Here is an 18815-nt window from a genome sequence, read left to right on the forward strand (position 1 = left end):
GCACGGCGGGCCGGCCGCGTTCGCCAACCAGCCGCAGCCGGTGCAGGTGGCAAGCGCCACGCGCGGCGAGATGCCGATCGTCATCAACGCGCTCGGCACCGTCACGCCGCTCGCGAACGTGACGGTCAGAACGCAGCTCTCCGGCTATCTGCAATCGGTCGCATTCCAGGAAGGGCAGATCGTCAAGAAAGGCGACGTGCTCGCGCAGGTCGATCCGCGCCCATACCAAGTCTCGCTCGCCAACGCGCAGGGCGCGCTCGCGCGCGACGAGGCGCTGCTCGCGAACGCGCGCCTCGATCTGCAGCGCTACCAGACGCTGTTCGCGCAGGATTCGATCTCCAAGCAGCAGGCCGACACGCAGGCGTCGCTCGTCAAGCAATACGAGGGCACCGTGCAGATCGACCGCGCGGCGATCGATTCCGCCAAGCTCAACCTGACCTATGCGCGAATCACCGCGCCCTTGTCGGGCCGCGTGGGCTTGAGGCAGGTCGATCCGGGCAACTACGTGACGCCGTCGGATACGAACGGCATCGTCGTGCTCACGCAGCTCCAGCCGATCAGCGTGATCTTCACGACCTCGGAAGACAATTTGCCCGCGATCCTCAAGCAAGTGAACGCCGGCAACAAGCTGTCGGTCACCGCGTACAACCGCAACAACACCACGCCGCTCGAAACCGGCAAGCTGGAGACGCTCGACAACCAGATCGACACGACGACCGGCACCGTGAAGCTGCGCGCGACGTTCGAAAACAAGACCGGCCTGCTGTTTCCGAATCAGTTCGTCAATACGCGCCTGCTCGTCGACACGATCCGCGACGCGACGATCGTGCCAACGTCGGCCGTGCTGACGGGCTCGATCGGTCAATTCGTCTACGTCGTGAAGCCGGACAACACGGTCACCGTGCGCAAGGTGAAGCCGGGGCCCGTCGACGGCGAGCGCACGAGCATCGTCGAAGGTCTCGCGCCCGGCGAGCGGGTCGTCACGGACGGCTCGGACCGGTTGCGCGAAGGCGCGAAGATCTCGATTCCGGCCGAACAGCCGAAGCAGGCGCCAGGCGCGCGCGGCGCGGCTTCCGCATCGGCGGCATCCGGCGCGCATGCCGGGCGCCGGCGGCATGACGCATCGCAGGCTCAACCGCAATGACGCGCGCTGACCGATGAATCCGTCCCGCGTCTTCATTCTTCGCCCGGTCGGCACCGCGCTCCTGATGGCGGCGATCCTGCTCGCAGGCCTGGTCGCGCTGCGCTTTCTGCCGCTCGCCGCGCTGCCGGAGGTCGACTATCCGACGATCCAGGTCCGCACCTTGTACCCCGGCGCGAGCCCGGAGGTGATGACGTCGTCCGTCACCGCGCCGCTCGAGCGGCAGTTCGGGCAGATGCCGTCGCTCAATCAGATGTCGTCGCAAAGCTCGGCGGGCGCGTCGGTGATCACGCTGCAGTTCAGTCTCGATCTGCCGCTCGATGTCGCCGAGCAGGAAGTGCAGGCGGCGATCAACGCCGCGGGCAACCTGCTGCCGTCCGACCTGCCCGCGCCGCCGATCTATGCGAAGGTCAATCCGGCCGACGCGCCGGTGCTCACGCTCGCCGTCACGTCGAAGACGCTGCCGCTCACGCAAGTCCAGGATCTCGCCGACACGCGCCTCGCGATGAAGATCTCGCAGATCGGCGGCGTCGGCCTCGTGAGCCTGTCCGGCGGCAACCGGCCGGCGGTGCGCATCCAGGCGAACCCGCTCGCGCTCGCGTCTTACGGGATGAATCTCGACGACCTGCGCACGACGATCTCCAACCTGAACGTCAATACGCCGAAGGGCAACTTCGACGGCCCGACGCGCGCATACACGATCAACGCGAACGACCAGTTGACGAGCGCCGATCAATACAACGACGCGGTGGTCGCCTACAAGGGCGGCCGCCCGGTGATGCTGACCGACGTCGCGAAGATCGTCGCCGGTTCCGAGAACACCAAGCTCGGCGCCTGGGTGAACTCGGAACCCGCGATCATTCTGAACGTGCAGCGCCAGCCGGGCGCGAACGTGATCCAGACGGTCGACGGCATCAAGGCGATCCTGCCGAAGCTGCAGGAAACGCTGCCCGCCGCGCTCGACGTGCAGATCGTCACCGATCGCACGACGATGATCCGCGCCGCCGTGCGCGACGTGCAGTTCGAACTCGCGCTCGCGGTCGCGCTCGTCGTGCTGGTGATGTATCTGTTTCTCGCGAACCTCTACGCGACGATCATCCCGAGCCTGTCGGTGCCGCTGTCGCTGATCGGCACGCTCGCGGTGATGTATCTGTCGGGCTTCTCGCTGAACAACCTGTCGCTGATGGCGCTGACGATCGCCACCGGCTTCGTCGTCGACGACGCGATCGTGATGATCGAGAACATCGCGCGCTACGTCGAGGAAGGCGACACGGCGCTCGAAGCGGCGCTCAAGGGCTCCAGGCAGATCGGCTTCACGATCATCTCGCTGACGGTATCGCTGATCGCCGTGCTGATCCCGCTGCTGTTCATGGGCGACGTGGTCGGGCGGCTGTTCCACGAATTCGCGATCACGCTCGCGGTGACGATCGTGATCTCGGCGATCGTATCGCTCACGCTCGTACCGATGATGTGCGCGAAGCTCCTGCGCCACACGCCGCCGCCCGAGAGCCACCGCTTCGAGGCGAAGGTGCATGCGCTGATCGACCGCGTGATCGCGCGCTACGGCGTCGCGCTCGAATGGGTGCTGAACCGGCGGCGCTCGACGCTCGTCGTCGCGCTCCTGACGCTCGCGCTCACCGCGCTGCTGTATGTGCTGATCCCGAAGGGCTTCTTCCCGACCCAGGACACGGGGGCGATTCAAGCGATCACGCAGGCGCCGCAATCGGTGTCGTACCTGGCGATGGCCGAGCGGCAGCAGGCGCTCGCCGCCGAGATCCTGAAGAATCCGGATGTCGAAAGCCTGACGTCGTTCATCGGCGTCGACGGCTCGAATATCACGCTCAACAGCGGCCGGATGCTGATCAACCTGAAGCCGCGCGACGCGCGCAGCGCGTCGGCGAGCGAGATCATCCGCACGCTGCAGCAGCAGGTCGACGACGTTGCCGGCATCTCGCTCTACATGCAGCCGGTGCAGGATCTGACGATCGACTCGACGGTCAGCCCGACACAATATCAGTTCATGCTGACGAGCCCGAACCCGGACGAATTCGCGACGTGGGTGCCGAAGCTCGTCGAGCGGCTGAAAAAGGAGCCGTCGCTTGCCGACGTCGCGACCGATCTGCAGAACGACGGCAAATCCGTCTACATCGAGATCGATCGCGCCACCGCCGCGCGCTTCGGGATCACGCCCGCGACCGTCGACAACGCGCTGTACGACGCCTACGGCCAGCGGATCGTATCGACGATCTTCACGCAATCGAACCAATACCGCGTGATTCTCGAAACCGAACCGCAAATGCAGCACTACACCAACGCGCTGAACAACATCTATCTGCCGTCGGCGGGCGGCGGCCAGGTGCCGCTGTCGACGATCGCGACGTTCCACGAACGGCCGGCGCCGTTGCTCGTCTCGCATCTGTCGCAATTCCCGGCGACGACGATCTCGTTCAATCTCGCGCCGGGCGCGTCGCTCGGCGAAGCGGTCAACGCGATCCAGGCGGCCGAGCGCGAAGTCGGGTTGCCCGCTTCGTTCCAGACGCGCTTCCAGGGCGCAGCGCTCGCGTTCCAGGCATCGCTGTCGAACCAGCTGTTCCTGATCCTCGCGGCGATCGTCACGATGTACATCGTGCTCGGCGTGCTGTACGAGAGCTACATCCATCCGATCACGATCCTGTCGACGCTGCCGTCGGCCGGCGTCGGCGCGCTCGTCGCGCTGATGATCACCGGACACGACCTCGACATCATCGGCATCATCGGCATCGTGCTGCTGATCGGCATCGTGAAGAAAAACGCGATCATGATGATCGACTTCGCGCTCGAGGCCGAGCGCGTCGAGGGCAAGCCGCCGCGCGAGGCGATTTACCAGGCGTGTCTGCTGCGCTTTCGCCCGATCCTGATGACCACGCTCGCCGCGCTGCTCGGCGCCGTGCCGCTCGTGCTCGGCACGGGCTCGGGCTCCGAGCTGCGCCAGCCGCTCGGCATCGCGATCGCGGGCGGGCTGATCGTCTCGCAGGTGCTCACGCTGTTCACGACGCCCGTGATCTATCTCGGTTTCGACTCGCTCGCACGCCGCGTGCGCGGCCTGTTCGAGCGCAGCAGGCCGACTGCCGCGAATCCGGACGCGTAAATGAATCTGTCGCGCCCTTTCATCACCCACCCCGTCGCGACCACGCTGCTTGCGCTCGGCATCGCGCTCGCCGGCCTGTTCGCGTTCATGAGGCTGCCGGTGTCGCCGCTGCCGCAAGTCGATTTCCCGACGATCATGGTGCAGGCGTCGCTGCCGGGCGCGAGCCCCGAGACCGTCGCGACCAGCGTGACGAGCCCGCTCGAGCGGCATCTGGGCTCGATCGCGGACGTCGCCGAAATGACGTCGATGAGTTCGGTGGGCAACGCGCGGATCGTGTTGCAATTCAACCTGAACCGTGACATCGACGGCGCCGCGCGCGACGTGCAGGCGGCGATCAACGCCGCGCGCGCCGATCTGCCGACGAGCCTCAAGAGCAATCCGACCTACCGCAAGGTCAACCCGGCCGACTCGCCGATCATGGTCGTCGCGCTGACGTCGAAAACCGCGTCGCCCGCGAAGCTGTACGACGCCGCGTCGACGGTGCTGCAGCAATCGCTGTCGCAGGTCGACGGCGTCGGCCAGGTCAGCGTGAGCGGCTCGGCGAACCCGGCCGTGCGCGTGGAGCTCGAGCCGCAGGCGTTGTTCCACTACGGCATCGGCCTCGAGGACGTGCGTGCGGCGCTCGCGTCGGCCAACGCGAACAGCCCGAAAGGCGCGATCGAGTTCGGGCCGACGCACTATCAGCTCTACACGAACGACCAGGCGTCGCAGGCGTCGCAATACCGCGATCTCGTGATCGCCTATCGCAACCGTGCCGCGGTGAGCCTTTCCGACGTGTCGAGCGTCGTCGATTCGGTCGAGGATCTGCGCAACCTCGGCCTGGCCGACGGCAACCGTGCGGTGCTCGTGATCCTGTACCGGTCGCCCGGCGCGAACATCATCGAGACGATCGATCGCGTGAAGGCCGCGCTGCCGCAACTGACGGCGTCGCTGCCCGCCGACGTCACGGTCACGCCGATACTCGACCGTTCCGGCACGATCCGCGCATCGCTGACCGACACCGAGCACACGCTGCTCATCGCGGTCAGCCTGGTCGTGATGGTCGTGTTCCTGTTCCTGCGCAACTGGCGCGCGACGCTGATTCCGAGCGTCGCGGTGCCGATCTCGATCGTCGGCACGTTCGGTGCGATGTATCTGCTCGGATTCTCGCTGAACAACCTGTCGTTGATGGCGCTGATCGTCGCGACGGGCTTCGTCGTCGACGATGCGATCGTCGTGCTCGAGAACATCTCGCGCCACATCGAGAACGGCAAGCCGCGCTTGCAAGCGGCGTTCGAGGGCGCGCGCGAGGTCGGCTTCACCGTGCTGTCGATCAGCCTGTCGCTCGTCGCGGTGTTTCTGCCGATTTTGCTAATGGGCGGCATCGTCGGGCGCCTGTTTCGCGAGTTCGCGCTCACGCTGTCGCTCGCGATCGGCGTGTCGCTCATCGTATCGCTGACGCTCACGCCGATGATGTGCGCGCGCCTGCTGCCCGAAGCCCACGATCCGCGCGACGAGGGCCGCCTGGCGCGCTGGCTGGAGCGCGGTTTCGGGCGGATGCAGCGCGGCTACGAGCGTTCGCTGTCGTGGGCGCTGCGCCATCCGCGCACGATCCTGCTCACGCTCGCCGCAACCATCGCGCTCAACCTGTATCTGTACGTCGTCGTGCCGAAGGGCTTTTTCCCGCAGCAGGACACGGGGCTCATGATCGGCGGCATCCAGGCCGATCAGACCACGTCGTTCCAGGCGATGAAGCTCAAGTTCTCGGAGATGATGCGCATCGTCGGCGAGAATCCGAACGTCGCGCATATCGCGGGCTTCACCGGCGGCGCGCAGACCAACTCGGGCTTCATGTTCGTCGCGCTGAAAAGCAAGCCCGAGCGCAAGCTGTCCGCCGATCAGGTGATCCAGCAGTTGCGGCCCAAGCTCGCGGCCGTCGCGGGCGCGACCACCTTCCTGCAAGCCGCGCAGGATATCCGGATGGGCGGCCGGCAGAGCAATGCGCAATATCAGTTCACGCTGCTCGGTGATTCGACGCCCGAGTTGTACAAATGGGGGCCGCTGCTGACCGAAGCGCTGAAAAAGCGCCCCGAACTCGCCGACGTGAATTCCGATCAACAGCAAGGCGGCCTCGAGGCGATGGTGACGATCGACCGCGCCACCGCCGCGCGCCTGGGCATCAAGCCCGCGCAAATCGACAACACGCTGTACGACGCGTTCGGCCAGCGCCAGGTATCGACGATCTACAACGCGCTGAACCAATATCACGTCATCATGGAAGTCGCGCCGCGCTACTGGCAGGACCCGGAGATGCTCAAGCAGGTGTACATCAGCACGTCGGGCGGCAGCGCGAGCGGCTCGCAGACGACCAACGCGGCGGCGGGCACCTATGTCGCGACGTCCGCGGGCACGTCGGCGGCAGGCACGAGCGCGACGAGCGCCGCCGCGATCGCCTCCGATTCCGCGCGCAACCAGGCGCTCAACTCGATCGCATCGAGCGGCAAGTCGAGCGCATCGGCGGGAGCGGCCGTGTCGACGTCGAAATCGCCGATGATTCCGCTGTCGGCGATCGCGAGCTTCGGCCCGAGCACGACGCCGCTGTCGGTCAATCATCAGGGCCTTTTCGTCGCGACGACGATTTCGTTCAACCTGCCGCCGGGCGTGTCGCTGTCGAGCGCAACCCAGGCGATCTACCAGACGATGGCCGAAATCGGCGTGCCGCCGACGATCACCGGCAGCTTCCAGGGCACCGCGCAGGCGTTCCAGCAATCGACGCGCGACCAACCGATCCTGATCCTCGCCGCGCTCGCCGCCGTCTACATCGTGCTCGGCATTCTGTACGAGAGCTACATCCATCCGGTCACGATTCTGTCGACACTGCCGTCCGCGGGCGTCGGCGCGCTGCTCGGCCTGCTGCTCTTCAAGACCGAGTTCAGCATCATCGCGCTGATCGGCGTGATTCTGCTGATCGGGATCGTGAAAAAGAACGCGATCATGATGGTCGACTTTGCAATCGATGCGTCTCGGCAAGGCAAATCGTCATTCGATGCAATTCACGAAGCCTGCGTGCTGCGTTTTCGCCCGATCATGATGACGACGATGGCGGCGCTGCTCGGCGCGCTGCCGCTCGCATTCGGCCGCGGCGACGGCGCGGAGCTGCGCGCGCCGCTCGGCATCGCGATCGCGGGCGGGCTCATCGTGTCGCAGATGCTGACGCTCTATACGACGCCGATCGTCTACTTGTATATGGACCGTCTGCGCGTGCGCTGGGAAAACCGCCGGCGCGCCACGCGAGCGGCTGGCGCCGCGGGCGCGGGCGAATGATCGAGCGGGCTCGCCGCCGCAGGCGGGTCCGCTTCCGCGCTTCCGATTTCGCTGCCAATTTCCGTGCGACAACACCCGCATCCGGTCGCCCGGCACACTGCAGGTTTCGTGCCACTGCCGCCCCGTTTCGCCTCCTCGCCGATCCGGCCTGAATTCGGCCTAAACTTATCCAACAGCCAGCGGTCCTATCACAAAAGGCACGCTCGGCCTGGCGCAATGCGAGGAGTGGTTTCATGTCGAAGGTACTACTGATTGGCGCGTCCGGCCGCACGGGCCACGCACTTGCGGACCTGCTGCTCAAGCAGCAGGATTTCGAGGTCACAGCGCTCGTGCGCCGGCCGGATTACACGTTGCCGGGGGCAACGGTGATCGTCGCCGATCTGACGGCCGACTTCTCGTTCGCCTTCGACGGCATCACCTATGCGATCTACGCGGCGGGTTCGGCCGAATCCGAAGGCGAAGCCGAGGAGCAGCAGATCGACCGCGACGCCGTCGCGCGCGCCGCCACCTATGCGAAGGCGTACAACGTCCAGAAGCTCGTCGTGATCAGTTCGCTGTCCGCGTACTGGCCGGAGCGCAGCCCCAGCATGCTGCGCCACTATTCGCAGATGAAGCGCGAGGGCGACGAGCGCGTGATCGCCTCCGGCGTCGATTACGTGATCCTGCGGCCCGGCCCGCTGTCGGACGATCCGGGCGTCGGCACGATCGCGCTCACCGAGGAGCGGGTCGACGACGCGCCGCCCGTCGCGCGGCAGGACGTCGCGTGGGCCGCGATCGAAGCGATCAAGCGCGACATCTCGAAAAAGACGATCGGTTTCGTCGGCGGCGGCGTGCCGATCGAGCAAGCGTTGCGCGCGTAATCCACGACAACTGCGCGACGACAACCGCGCCCCGCGCCGGCGCAGGCTCGCATGCGCGAGCCCGGTCGGCGCATCCGCGTGCGGCGCGACGCGTGGCCCGCCCCGCCGCACGGCGCGATCACGGCTGCTTATGCGACGCCGCCCAGGCCTTCACCGCGTGAAGCGTATTCTCGACGTGCTTGTCCGGCGACAGGCTCGTGTATTCGTAGATCACCTTCCCTTCGGGCGAAATCACGTAGGACACGCGGTTCGCCTTGTCGATCGCCGGCAGTTTCGCGTCGTAGGCGCGAATGATCTTCGCATCAGGGTCCGCCGCGACCGGAAATTTGCTGCGACACTCGCTGACCGAGAATTTCGTCAGCGTGCCGATATCGTCGGCCGACACGCCGATCACCGTTGCGCCATATTGCTTGTAAGCATCCACCGCATCGGCGAACGCATGCGCCTCGATGGTGCAACCCTTCGTGAAGGCAGCCGGATAGAAATACAGCACCACCGGCCCCTGCTTCAACTCGCTCGCGAGCGAATACGTATACGTCTTGCCGCCGAGCGACGCCTGAGTGCTGAAGTCCGGCGCGGTGTCGCCGATCTTCAGGACCGCGTGCGCCATGGCCGCATGCAGCGCGAAGAACGCCGCCGCGATGCTCGGAATCCATTTTCGTTTCATCCCAATCCTCGTTGTTGATAGGGTCTTCCGAATCCGGCCCGCTTTAACCGGCAACATGCACCGAGCTTCATATTTCAAGCACATGCTATCGATGAAACATTCCAGGCCAAATCCCCCTCATCGCTAAAGAATCGACACAATACGCCGTTATTACGTCTGGACGATACCGGTTCCAGCCTCTATACGCCAGCGATATACATGGAAGCCTTCACGAACAATGCGCCCCGCAAGGGCTCATGGCGCGCCGCGCTTCGCACGCTGCGCCGCTTCGCGTGGTCGGGCGGCGCGCTGATGCCCGCGCGCGCCGGCACGCCACGCGCCGACGATACCGTGCAGAGCTGGTTGGAGCAAACCGTCGGCGCGGTCGATTTCCTCGCCCATGTCGATCGCGACCTGCGCTTTCTCTACGTGTCGGACGCGAGCCTGCGCTTCATCGGCTACCACCGCGATTACCTGCATACGCTGACGCTGCGCGACCTGATCCACGACGAGGATACCGCGGCGCTCGACACGTTGCTTGCGCGCGCGTCGGAAACCGGCAACGTCGAAAAAACCACGCTCTGTCTCGTCAAGTCGCTCACCTATCCGCTCGACGTCGAGGTGCGCGCGGTGAGAAGCCGCCACCATGGCGTCGACGGCTTCGCGATCGCGGCCTTCGACGTTTCATCGTGGCGCGCGATCGAGGCGCGGCTCACCTACGAGTTGCACCACGATCCGATGACGGGCCTCGATAATCTGTCCGCCCTGCTGCCCGAGCTGATGCGCGCGCAACAGGCGGCCGACGACGGCAACGGCTGCACGGCGCTGCTGCTGCTCGATCTCGACGACTATCAGCGAATCAACCGCGCACTCGGCTACGATGCAGGCGACGCGCTGCTGCGCGACACCGCGCAGCGGCTGCAGCGGCTCGCAACGCAGGGCGAGCGGCTGGCGCGCGTGGCGAGCGACAAGTTCGCGATCATGCTGACCGCGGCGACGCGCGCCGCCGCGATCGATGCGGCGCAGGCGTTCGCGCGCCGGCTGCAAACGGCGATCCAGCAGCCGTATTCATACGAAGGCCAGTCCGTGCATCTGTCCGCGAGCGTCGGCATCGCGCTGTATCCAGACATCCGCGCGACGCCGTGGCACACGCAGCATCACAGTCCGCTGCTGCGCCGGGCGGATCGCGCGCTTGCCCAGGCAAAGACCGCGGGCGGCAACGCGCTCGCCTTCCACCAGCCGACCGACGATCCGGCCGACGCCGAACGCCTGAAGCTCGAAGCCGATCTGTACAACGGCGTGCGCAACGGCGAATTCTCGCTGCACTTCCAGCCGATCACCAAAAGCAGCACGGGCGCCGTCGTCGGCGTCGAGGCGCTGATCCGCTGGCAACATCCGACGCACGGGCTCGTCGCGCCCGCGACGTTCATTCCGCTCGCCGAATCGATCGGCCTCATCAACTATCTCGGCAACTGGGTGCTCAAAGCCGCGTGCATGCAGCTCGTCGCGTGGGACCGGCAAGGCATCGCACTGCAATACGTGGCCGTCAATGTCTCGCCGCAGCAGTTCCGCGATCCGCGCTTCACGCAAAGCGTGCGGGATGCGATCAAGTTGACGGGCATCGATCCGCGCAGAATCGTGCTCGAGATCACCGAGAGCCTGCTGATGCGCGATCCGCAGCACGCGAAATCGCTGCTCGAGGAAGTGACCGAACTTGGCATCCGCTTCGCGGTCGACGATTTCGGCACCGGCTACTCGAGCCTCGCCTATCTGCAGCGCTTTCCGCTTGCGAAGCTGAAGATCGATCGCAGCTTCGTCGAAAACCTGTTGACGTCGAGAAATGATCGGGCGATCGTGTCGGCGGTCGTCGGCCTCGCGCAGACACTCGAACTCGAACTCGTCGCCGAGGGCGTCGAGACCGAAGCACAGCGTGCGCTGCTGACCGAGATGGGTTGCAACCACATCCAAGGCTGGCTCGTGTGCCGGGCGCTGCCGTCCGATGAGCTGGCCATGCGCTTCGAAGCGCAGCAGTTGCATTTGCACGAGGCCGCATGACGCACGAAGACGGCCTTTTCAATCATTGATTCGTATGCCCATCACCGCACAATTATCAAGGACGGCGCTGCTCGATAAGCTCTGGGCCCGGATGAACGAGCGCGGCGATTTTCCGCTGCTGTCGGACGCGGTGCGCGCGACGATGGCGGCGATGAAGCACGACGATCTCGACATCACGGCGCTCGTGCGCGTCGTGCTGTCCGATTTCGCGCTGACGCAGAAAGTGCTGCGGCTCGCCAACTCGGCAATGTATATGGCGTTCGGCGGCAACATCACCACGGTCACGCGCGCGCTGATGGTACTGGGGATGGATGCGGTCGGCCATCTCGTCGTCGGGCTCAAGCTGGTCGACCACTTCCATCACAGCGCGCCGCGCCGCATCGCCGCGAAGCTCGAACTGAACCGCGCGCTGCTGTCGGGCTGCATCGCGCGCAAGCTCACCGCGCACGTGGATTTACGCAAGGGCGAGGAAGCAGTCGTCTGCACGCTGATGCGGCAAGTCGGCAAACTGCTCGTCGTCTGCTATCTCGACGCCGAATGGGACGCGATCCGCCGTATTGCCGAATTGAACGACGGGAACGACGAAGACGGCGAAGCCGCATGCCGAACGGTGCTCGGCGTCGGCTTCGCCGAGATCGGTCTCGAAGCCGCGAGTCGCTGGCGGCTGCCCGAATTGACTCGCTGCGGAATGATGCCGTATCGCCCGGACGACGACGCGCCGCGCGACGTCCAGTGGCTGCGCGCAGTCAGTCATTACTCGACCGACGTGGCCGCCGTGCTCACGTCGGCGAGCGCGTGCGAACGCGACGCACGGCTCGCCTCGCTCGCGCAGCGCTTTCAAGGCGTGCTTGGCGCCGATCCCGCAAGGCTCGTCGAGATCGCTGCGTCGGTGTCGCGCGAAGAGACGAGCGACACGGTGATGCGCGAAATCGTCGAATTGCGCGCAAGCGCCGACAAAATGGCGCGCGGCGCGTCGAATCCGCGCGCGTGCCTCGAAGCGGGGCTCGCGGACTTGCGCGCATTGCCGTCCGAGCATGTGCTTGGCCCGGTGCTCGCACTCGCGTCCGAAAGCGTGCTTGCGGGACTCGCGTTCACCCGCGTCGTGATGTTCGTGCGGCGCGATGACGGCGTGTTCGCCGCGCAGCTCGGATTCGGGCCCGATGTCGATGCGATGCTCGATATGCTGCGTTTTGACGAGGCCTTCGAGCCAGACGTGTTCCATCTCGCGATCAGCAACTCGGTCGGCATTTTCATCGAAAACGTGCGCGATCCGAAAATGGCGAAACGGCTGCCCACGTGGTACCGCGCGGCCTTCGACGATGCGCTCGCATTCGTGCTGCTGCCTGTCGCCGCCTGCGGAACCACGGCAGCACTGCTGTATGGCGATTGGTCGCACGGGCAACCGGCGCGCAAAATCACGTCAGTGGAAATGAGCGAACTCAACGCGCTCGCGAAGGAACTCGGGCGCTTCTTCCACCACGCACCGGCCGACGACGCCTGATGCGCGCGACGCGCAGCGCCCCCGCTAATTCCGTCGTGCGGAATCGATAGCAGAACAAAGTCGAAGCCAGCCGTTGACCAGCGCGACGCACGCAAAGCATGATGGCGGCGAATTTGCGATGCGGCCGCCGGCAAGCCGTGCGGAAGCCTCGCTGCGCAGCCTTGCACAACGGACCAGCCAGATGACTTCGCCCCTTCGATCCCGCCCGCGGGCCTCCCGCGCGCCTCAGGACGGCTTGCGCCGCTCGCTGCTGAAGGCAGCAGGTGCGACGGCCGCGCTCGCCTCGCCGCTGCTGGGCGGTTTTGCCGCGCTGTCCGCAAGCGGCGGCGCGCTTGCGCAAAGCAGCGCTCAAACGCCCGCCACGCTTAGGATCGGCTATCAAAAATACGGCAACCTCGTATTGATGAAAGCACGCGGCTCGCTCGAAAAGCGGCTCACCGCGCAACGCGTTGCCGTTCAGTGGATCGAATTCCCCGGCGGTCCGCAATTGCTCGAAGGCTTGAATGCAGGAGCAATCGACTTCGGCACCGTCGGCGAGACGCCGCCGGTCTTCGCGCTCGCGGGCGGCGTTGATTTCGTCTATGTCGGCAGCGAGCCGCCCGCGCCGAAAGGCGAAGCGATCGTCGTGCCTCACGATTCGCCGATCCGCACGATCGCCGATTTGCGCGGCAAGAAGATCGCGCTCAACAAGGGCTCCAACGTTCACTATCTGCTCGTCAACGCGCTGCAGCGGGCGCGGATCGATTACCGGGATATCTCGCCAGTCTATCTCGCCCCCGCCGATGCGCGCGCCGCATTCGTCCAGCGCAGCGTCGACGCGTGGGTGATCTGGGACCCGTATCTCGCCGCAATCGAGCGGCAGGCGAACGTGCGCACGCTCGCCAACGGCGAAGGGCTCGTGAACAATGCGCAGTACTACGTCGCGAGCCGCAAGTTCGCCGACGCCGCACCGCAACTCGTGCAGGCGCTGCTCGCCGAAATCGGCACGCTCGACAGTTGGGCGCGCACGCATATCCCGGCTGCGGCGGTGCAGCTCTCACCGCTCGTCGGACTCGACACCGCGACGCTCGAACTCGCGCTGAACCGCGCCAGCTACGGCGTGCAGACAGTCGACAGCGCAGCGCTCGCGTACCAGCAGCAGATCGCCGACACGTTTTCGAGCCTCAAGCTGATTCCGCGCAAGATCGACGTTTCGTCCGCGCGCTGGCAGCACGCATAGCGCGCGAGAGCGGTACGCGGGCTTCCGCTTCCGTGCGAAGCTCGCACCGCGAACGAATGCCGCCGTCACCGACGCCGCCGCGCACCGATCGGCAGCCGACCGCGCATCGGCGAACGCACGCCGCGTCCGGCTCAGCGGCGCGATGTCTTCAGCGCCGGCGGCTCGGTGTCGTCCCTGTCCAGCGCTTGAACGCCCTGCTGAAATTCGCACGATCGGTATAGCCGACACGCGCGGCAATCTCGTCGACGCTCAGTTGCGTGCCTTCGAGCAAACGCAGCGCATCGCGCAGGCGGATTTCGTCGAGCAGCGCCGAGTACGTCGTTCCGCAATCGCTCAACTTGCGCTTGAGCGTGCGCTCGGACAGATGCAGCTCGCGCGCGACCTGATCGAGCGACGGATAGCCGTCGCCACCGCAAATCAGCAAATTGCGCACGCGCTCGACGACGCTCTCGACATACCCGAGCCGCGCCAGTTCCTCGTCGCACTGTTGCACGATCATCTGTGCCGTTTGCGCGTTGGCCGTCAAGATCGGCTCGTCGAGCCGCGCCGCGTCGAAGCGGATCTGATTGGCCGGCGCGTCGAAGTGGCAGCGCGGCAGCCGCTCGCGATAACGCTCGAAATAGGCAGGCTGCGGCCATTCGAAATGCAATTCGGTGCGCCCCATCGTCTCGTCACGAGAAGGCGTGAGCAACGAATTGAATAGAATCGCCGTCTCGACCATGAAATTCTCGACTCCGAACTGCCGCAGCCGGCCGAGCGGAAACGCCTCGAGCACATCGATCTGCACGGATTGTTCGAGCCGCGCGAGCCGCACCGAAAAAAAAGGCACGCGAGTCGGAAGATAGCGGATGCCGAGTTCGACCGCCTCACCAAGCGTCGCGCAGCTCATCAAGCCGAAGCCGATCAATCCGGATTTCGTCAGGCTGCTGCGCAGGCCGATCTCGATCGCGATCGCCGGATCGTTGGTCGCCCCGAGCAGATTGAACACGATCGCAGCCTGCTGCAACGGCGTAATGCGCACGTTCGGCGATTCGAGCTGCGCGCGCGTGACCCCCGTGCCCGCGAGAATGTCCTCGCCGGCAATGCCGCGCTCCTCGGCCAGCATCAGCATAAAAAGCGGATAGGCGGATGAAACGGTGGCCTTGTTCAATTGCCTGGTGGGGTCCGGAACGGACGAAACCATGCTCGACTCCATGCAGTGATCGAGTCGATTATAGCCACAATGGCCCAAAATGACTCTTTCTTTGGCACACCCGCCCCTCCCGGCAGAAACGCAAGCGGCTCTAAGATGGTGCCATCGACAAACCAAGCGTCGATCATTCAGGGATACGGATCAAAACTTATGAACCAGACCAAGACGATGCGCTTCAAGAACGACGCGGAGAAAGTCGCGTATGTTCGCCGTGAGGTCAACGCGGCAAGCGATGCGTTGCGCGCGAAATACCCGCTGCTCGACAATCAGAACCTGATCGGTGCGAGCGTGATGGCGGTATGCGTCGCGATCGTGATCGGCTCAGCCTATCTGTATGCGCGCGGCGCGATCGCGTGGTACGTCGCGCTGATCGTCGCGACGCTTGCGACGTCGCTGATTCACGAACTCGAACACGATTTGATTCATCTGATGTACTTCAAGACGAAACCTTGGGCCTACCATTTGATGATGGCGCTTTGCTGGCTCACCCGCCCCGGCACGATCAATCCGTGGACGCGGCGCCGGATGCATCTGCATCATCACAAGGTATCGGGCGGCGAATCGGATCTCGAGGAGTACGGGATCACGAACGGCGAACGCTGGAGTCTGAAGCGGCTGCTGATGATCGCCGACGGTATGCTCGCCGTCGCGTTTCGGCCGCTCGGCATGCGCAAAAAAGTATTGCAGTACGTTGCAGCGCAGCCCGAGCAGGGCCGTGGCGCAAGCGTGCAGTTGCGCATCGAGCAACTGATGTCGTACATGCCGATCGGCCACCTGTACTACGTGCTCTGGCACACGTTCATCGTCTACCACGTCGGTCTCTTCGCGCTGCATGCGCTCGGCTATCAACCGGACATTCCGGCAATCGTCGCGCAAACGATGCATGTCGTCGACTTTCTCACAGTCACGTGGCTCGGACCGAATTTCGTGCGCAGCTTCTGCATCAACTTCATCAGCTCGAACATGCATTACTACGGCGACATCGACGCGCGCAACGTCATCCAGCAAACGCAGGTGCTGAACCCTTGGTGGCTGATTCCGATGCAACTGTTCTGCTTCAACTTCGGCAGCACGCATGCAATTCACCACTTCGTCGTGCGTGATCCGTTCTACATTCGCCAGCTCACCGCGAAGCGCGCCCATGCGGCAATGCGCGCGGTCGGCGTGCGCTTCAACGATATCGGCACGTTCCGTCGCGCGAACCGCTGGAACGAAGTGCGCGCAGCGTAATCGTCGCCACGGCGTGCGTTGCCGACCTGTCATGCCGGGCCGCCCATGCGCGGCCCGCGCTGCTTTCTCCGGCCGTCTTGCGGCTTATAGCAACGGGCAAGCCGTGACGTGCGTGCCGCGCTCGACGCATGCCTGCTCATATTCGCGCAGGTAGGCGCGCTCGCCGTCTGTCAACAGCGTTAGATCGATCAGATCCCAGTCGTAGCCGACGGTCACGAGATTTTCGAAAGTCACCTTGTCCGGTTCCGTCTCGCTCGGATGAATGACGACGATGTTCTCGATCCGCACGCCCCCCTTGCCCGGCAAGTAAATACCCGGCTCGATCGAAATCACCGCATTCGGCACCAGCCCATATGACGACGCGGGACTGAACCGCACCCCGCTCTCGTGCACGTGGATGCCAACCCCATGCCCGGTGCCGTGCGCATAATCGTAGCCATGCTTGCGGCATACCTCGCGCACTGCAGCGTCCACATCGGCACCTGACGCATCCTTCGGAAAATGCGTGACAAGCCCCTTGATGCAGGCCTTCAGCGCAACCGTATAAATTTCGCGCTGCCACGGCTGCGCTTGCGTATCCGGCCGACTCCGGCGCAGCACGACGCGCGTGCAGTCGGTCGCAAAACCGCCGTCGTAATACGCACCGCTATCGAGCAGCACGAGTTCGCCTTCGGTCAATTCGACATCGGCACTCGCGGCCGCGTAGTGCGCGGACGCGCTGTTCGCGCCGTTTGCGGCAATGCTCGTAAAGCTCAGCGATACCGCGCCGCGCGTGCCGTAAGCATCGTTGATCATGCGCGCGAGATCGTATTCCGAATGCGTTCGCCCCGGCTCTCCCGTCTTTGCCCAGCGCATCACCTCCGCAATTGCCGCACTGCTGCGCGCGAACGCATCGCGAAACTGAGCGAGCACTTCAGGCGTCTTGCTTGCCCGTGCCGCCTCGATCGGGTTGTAGTCCACATGACGAGCGCCGGGCCAGATCCTGCGCATCACATCCGGTAGCGCGCAGTTGGCTGCGTCGAAGCCGTAGCACAGGAACTCGACGTCGAATTGCGCGAGAAAGCGCTCGAGCTCGGCGATATCGCAACGAATCACAGTCAGCATCGGATAAGATCCGATCTCCACCGGGCAACGATCGACGCCTTCCGGCAAAAACAACACTGCGGCAGCGTCGACGACAAACACGAAGCCGAGATGCGACGACGTGTACGGCAGATGATAGCCGCGGCTGTTCAGCAGATAACTCGCATCGTCAGCCATACAGCTCAGGAATGCCGTCTTCGCCGACGGTTCCCCGACATGCTCGCGGATTCGCTTATTCAGCATCGCGATGTTTTCTGCGATGCTCATGCCAGTCGTCGATTGCGGCACTTCGAAGATCGGACGCTCGACGCGCCATCCCGGCAACGAAATCGCCTGATCGATTTCGCGATTCGCGAGACTTGTCCATTGCACGCCGAGCGCTTGCGTATCCAGCAGCAAGCGCTGCCGCTGCGCGACGCTCATACGCAACGAATCGTAGCCTGCCCGCTCGAGTTCGGCCTTATGCAGAACGAACCAATCTGTGATCGCTTGCCACATCGACCCGTTTAGACTCACCTTCTCCACTTGCACAAACGCAGGATCGCACTGCTTTTCCGCTTGCAGGTGATAGCGTCCATCGACGAACAGCACGAACTGCGGCACGCCGAGCCGCCGAGCGGCGGCCTCGCTCAGAAACAAACCGGAGCCGGCCGATCCGTCGAACCCGGACAATGCATAACGCTGATTGTTGAGGCTGGGCAAATATTCGGTGAGATATTCGTCCTGCGAAGTGATTACGAGGACATCAAGCTGCAGCGTATCCATTAGCCGCGACAGATCTGCATGAACCTGAGCGACCGGCGCATTGTAAAGAGGTAAGTCGGAGAAATTATATTTGAGCTGGTCGATCATCAGATGCCCCATCGATATTGGTAGACGTGACGGCTTCTGCGCTCAGCGCCGCTGAACAAAACCTACCTTTCGATTAAATTTACGTCAAGCTTAAATTTTTGTGCTACTTAAGTTTGGATATGACTGGGCGACTGACGTTGATTGCATGCGCCGAGCGTGGCCGCCCTCTCCTTCGTCAATGGAATAGCGGCTGGCGCGATATCGCACCAGCGACCATCCTGCCTTGCTGGCCTGCTGGCCAAATAAATGCTCCGTCGCGCACTGCCCGCGGCGAAACGACGAGCAACAGTACGGACGCCTGCTGCTTTCGAGGAGATCCGCGATATGCCTCCGGCTGCTGCGCATTCGCGATCACCGAGATGGGCTAAGCGGTTAGGACGCTGAACCATCGATGAGGAATGGGAGGAACCTGTACCCGCGAGCGCACCGTTCGAGTCAGAAGCGAATAGGTTCTGTTTCGGAGCAGAAGACGGGACCTTGAAGCAGCGCTTGACGGAAGAGCCAGTCATCGGGTTTCTGGGTAAGCGTGGAGCCGATACCGTGTTGACGGCGTGAGTTACCGGTTTCCCCAACGATTGGAAGCCATGCGTAGCAGCGTGGCATTGG

The 18815-nt window shown here is 64.3% G+C and carries 11 protein-coding genes; 8 read left to right on the forward strand and 3 right to left on the reverse strand.

Translation table 11 applies throughout. The annotated features are described in order from the left end of the window. The 4 genes from BSIN_RS21260 to BSIN_RS21275 all read left to right on the forward strand — a co-directional run. On the forward strand, positions 1-1144 hold a 1144-nt coding region (locus BSIN_RS21260), incomplete at its 5' end, for an MdtA/MuxA family multidrug efflux RND transporter periplasmic adaptor subunit (protein ID WP_143757510.1). Positions 1145-1157: 13 nt separating this feature from the next. Further along, positions 1158-4268: an MdtB/MuxB family multidrug efflux RND transporter permease subunit gene (locus BSIN_RS21265; protein WP_089341891.1), complete on the forward strand. Its 3111-nt coding sequence runs from the start codon at positions 1158-1160 to the stop codon at positions 4266-4268. After that, a complete protein-coding gene (locus BSIN_RS21270; RefSeq protein WP_089341892.1) occupies positions 4269-7571 on the forward strand; it encodes an efflux RND transporter permease subunit in 3303 nt (1100 codons plus the stop codon). A gap of 233 nt (positions 7572-7804) precedes the next feature. Then, positions 7805-8431 (forward strand): NAD(P)H-binding protein, encoded by a 627-nt coding sequence (locus tag BSIN_RS21275; RefSeq protein ID WP_089341893.1) that lies wholly within the window; start codon positions 7805-7807, stop codon positions 8429-8431. Between the two features lie 118 nt (positions 8432-8549). On the opposite strand, the gene BSIN_RS21280 is transcribed toward BSIN_RS21275, so the two are convergent. Further along, a complete protein-coding gene (locus BSIN_RS21280) occupies positions 8550-9098 on the reverse strand; it encodes a peroxiredoxin (protein WP_089341894.1) in 549 nt (182 codons plus the stop codon). A 291-nt stretch (positions 9099-9389) separates the two neighbouring features. Here BSIN_RS21280 and cdpA point away from each other — a divergent pair, with 291 nt between their 5' ends. From cdpA to BSIN_RS21295, 3 genes are all read left to right on the forward strand, one after another. Continuing rightward, positions 9390-11132, forward strand: a complete 1743-nt coding sequence (cdpA, locus tag BSIN_RS21285) for a cyclic di-GMP phosphodiesterase CdpA (RefSeq protein ID WP_089341898.1) — start codon at positions 9390-9392, stop codon at positions 11130-11132. A gap of 34 nt (positions 11133-11166) precedes the next feature. Continuing rightward, positions 11167-12633: an HDOD domain-containing protein gene (locus BSIN_RS21290; protein WP_089341895.1), complete on the forward strand. Its 1467-nt coding sequence runs from the start codon at positions 11167-11169 to the stop codon at positions 12631-12633. A gap of 181 nt (positions 12634-12814) precedes the next feature. Continuing rightward, positions 12815-13852 (forward strand): sulfonate ABC transporter substrate-binding protein, encoded by a 1038-nt coding sequence (locus BSIN_RS21295; protein ID WP_089341899.1) that lies wholly within the window; start codon positions 12815-12817, stop codon positions 13850-13852. Positions 13853-14000: 148 nt separating this feature from the next. Here the strand turns inward: BSIN_RS21295 and BSIN_RS21300 are convergent, their stop codons facing one another. Next, on the reverse strand, positions 14001-15035 hold the full coding sequence (locus BSIN_RS21300) for an AraC family transcriptional regulator (protein ID WP_089341900.1): 1035 nt from the start codon (positions 15033-15035) through the stop codon (positions 14001-14003). 159 nt (positions 15036-15194) lie between these two features. On the opposite strand from BSIN_RS21300, the gene BSIN_RS21305 reads away from it, so the two are divergent. After that, positions 15195-16274 carry a fatty acid desaturase gene (locus BSIN_RS21305; protein ID WP_089341896.1) on the forward strand — a complete coding sequence of 360 codons (1080 nt, stop codon included), beginning with the start codon at positions 15195-15197 and terminating at the stop codon, positions 16272-16274. Positions 16275-16358: 84 nt separating this feature from the next. On the opposite strand, the gene BSIN_RS21310 is transcribed toward BSIN_RS21305, so the two are convergent. Continuing rightward, positions 16359-18209 carry a M24 family metallopeptidase gene (locus tag BSIN_RS21310; RefSeq protein WP_089341901.1) on the reverse strand — a complete coding sequence of 617 codons (1851 nt, stop codon included), beginning with the start codon at positions 18207-18209 and terminating at the stop codon, positions 16359-16361. Positions 18210-18815: the final 606 nt, after the last annotated feature.

Origin of the sequence: Burkholderia singularis (genome assembly GCF_900176645.1) — a bacterium.
Lineage (GTDB): Bacteria > Pseudomonadota > Gammaproteobacteria > Burkholderiales > Burkholderiaceae > Burkholderia > Burkholderia singularis.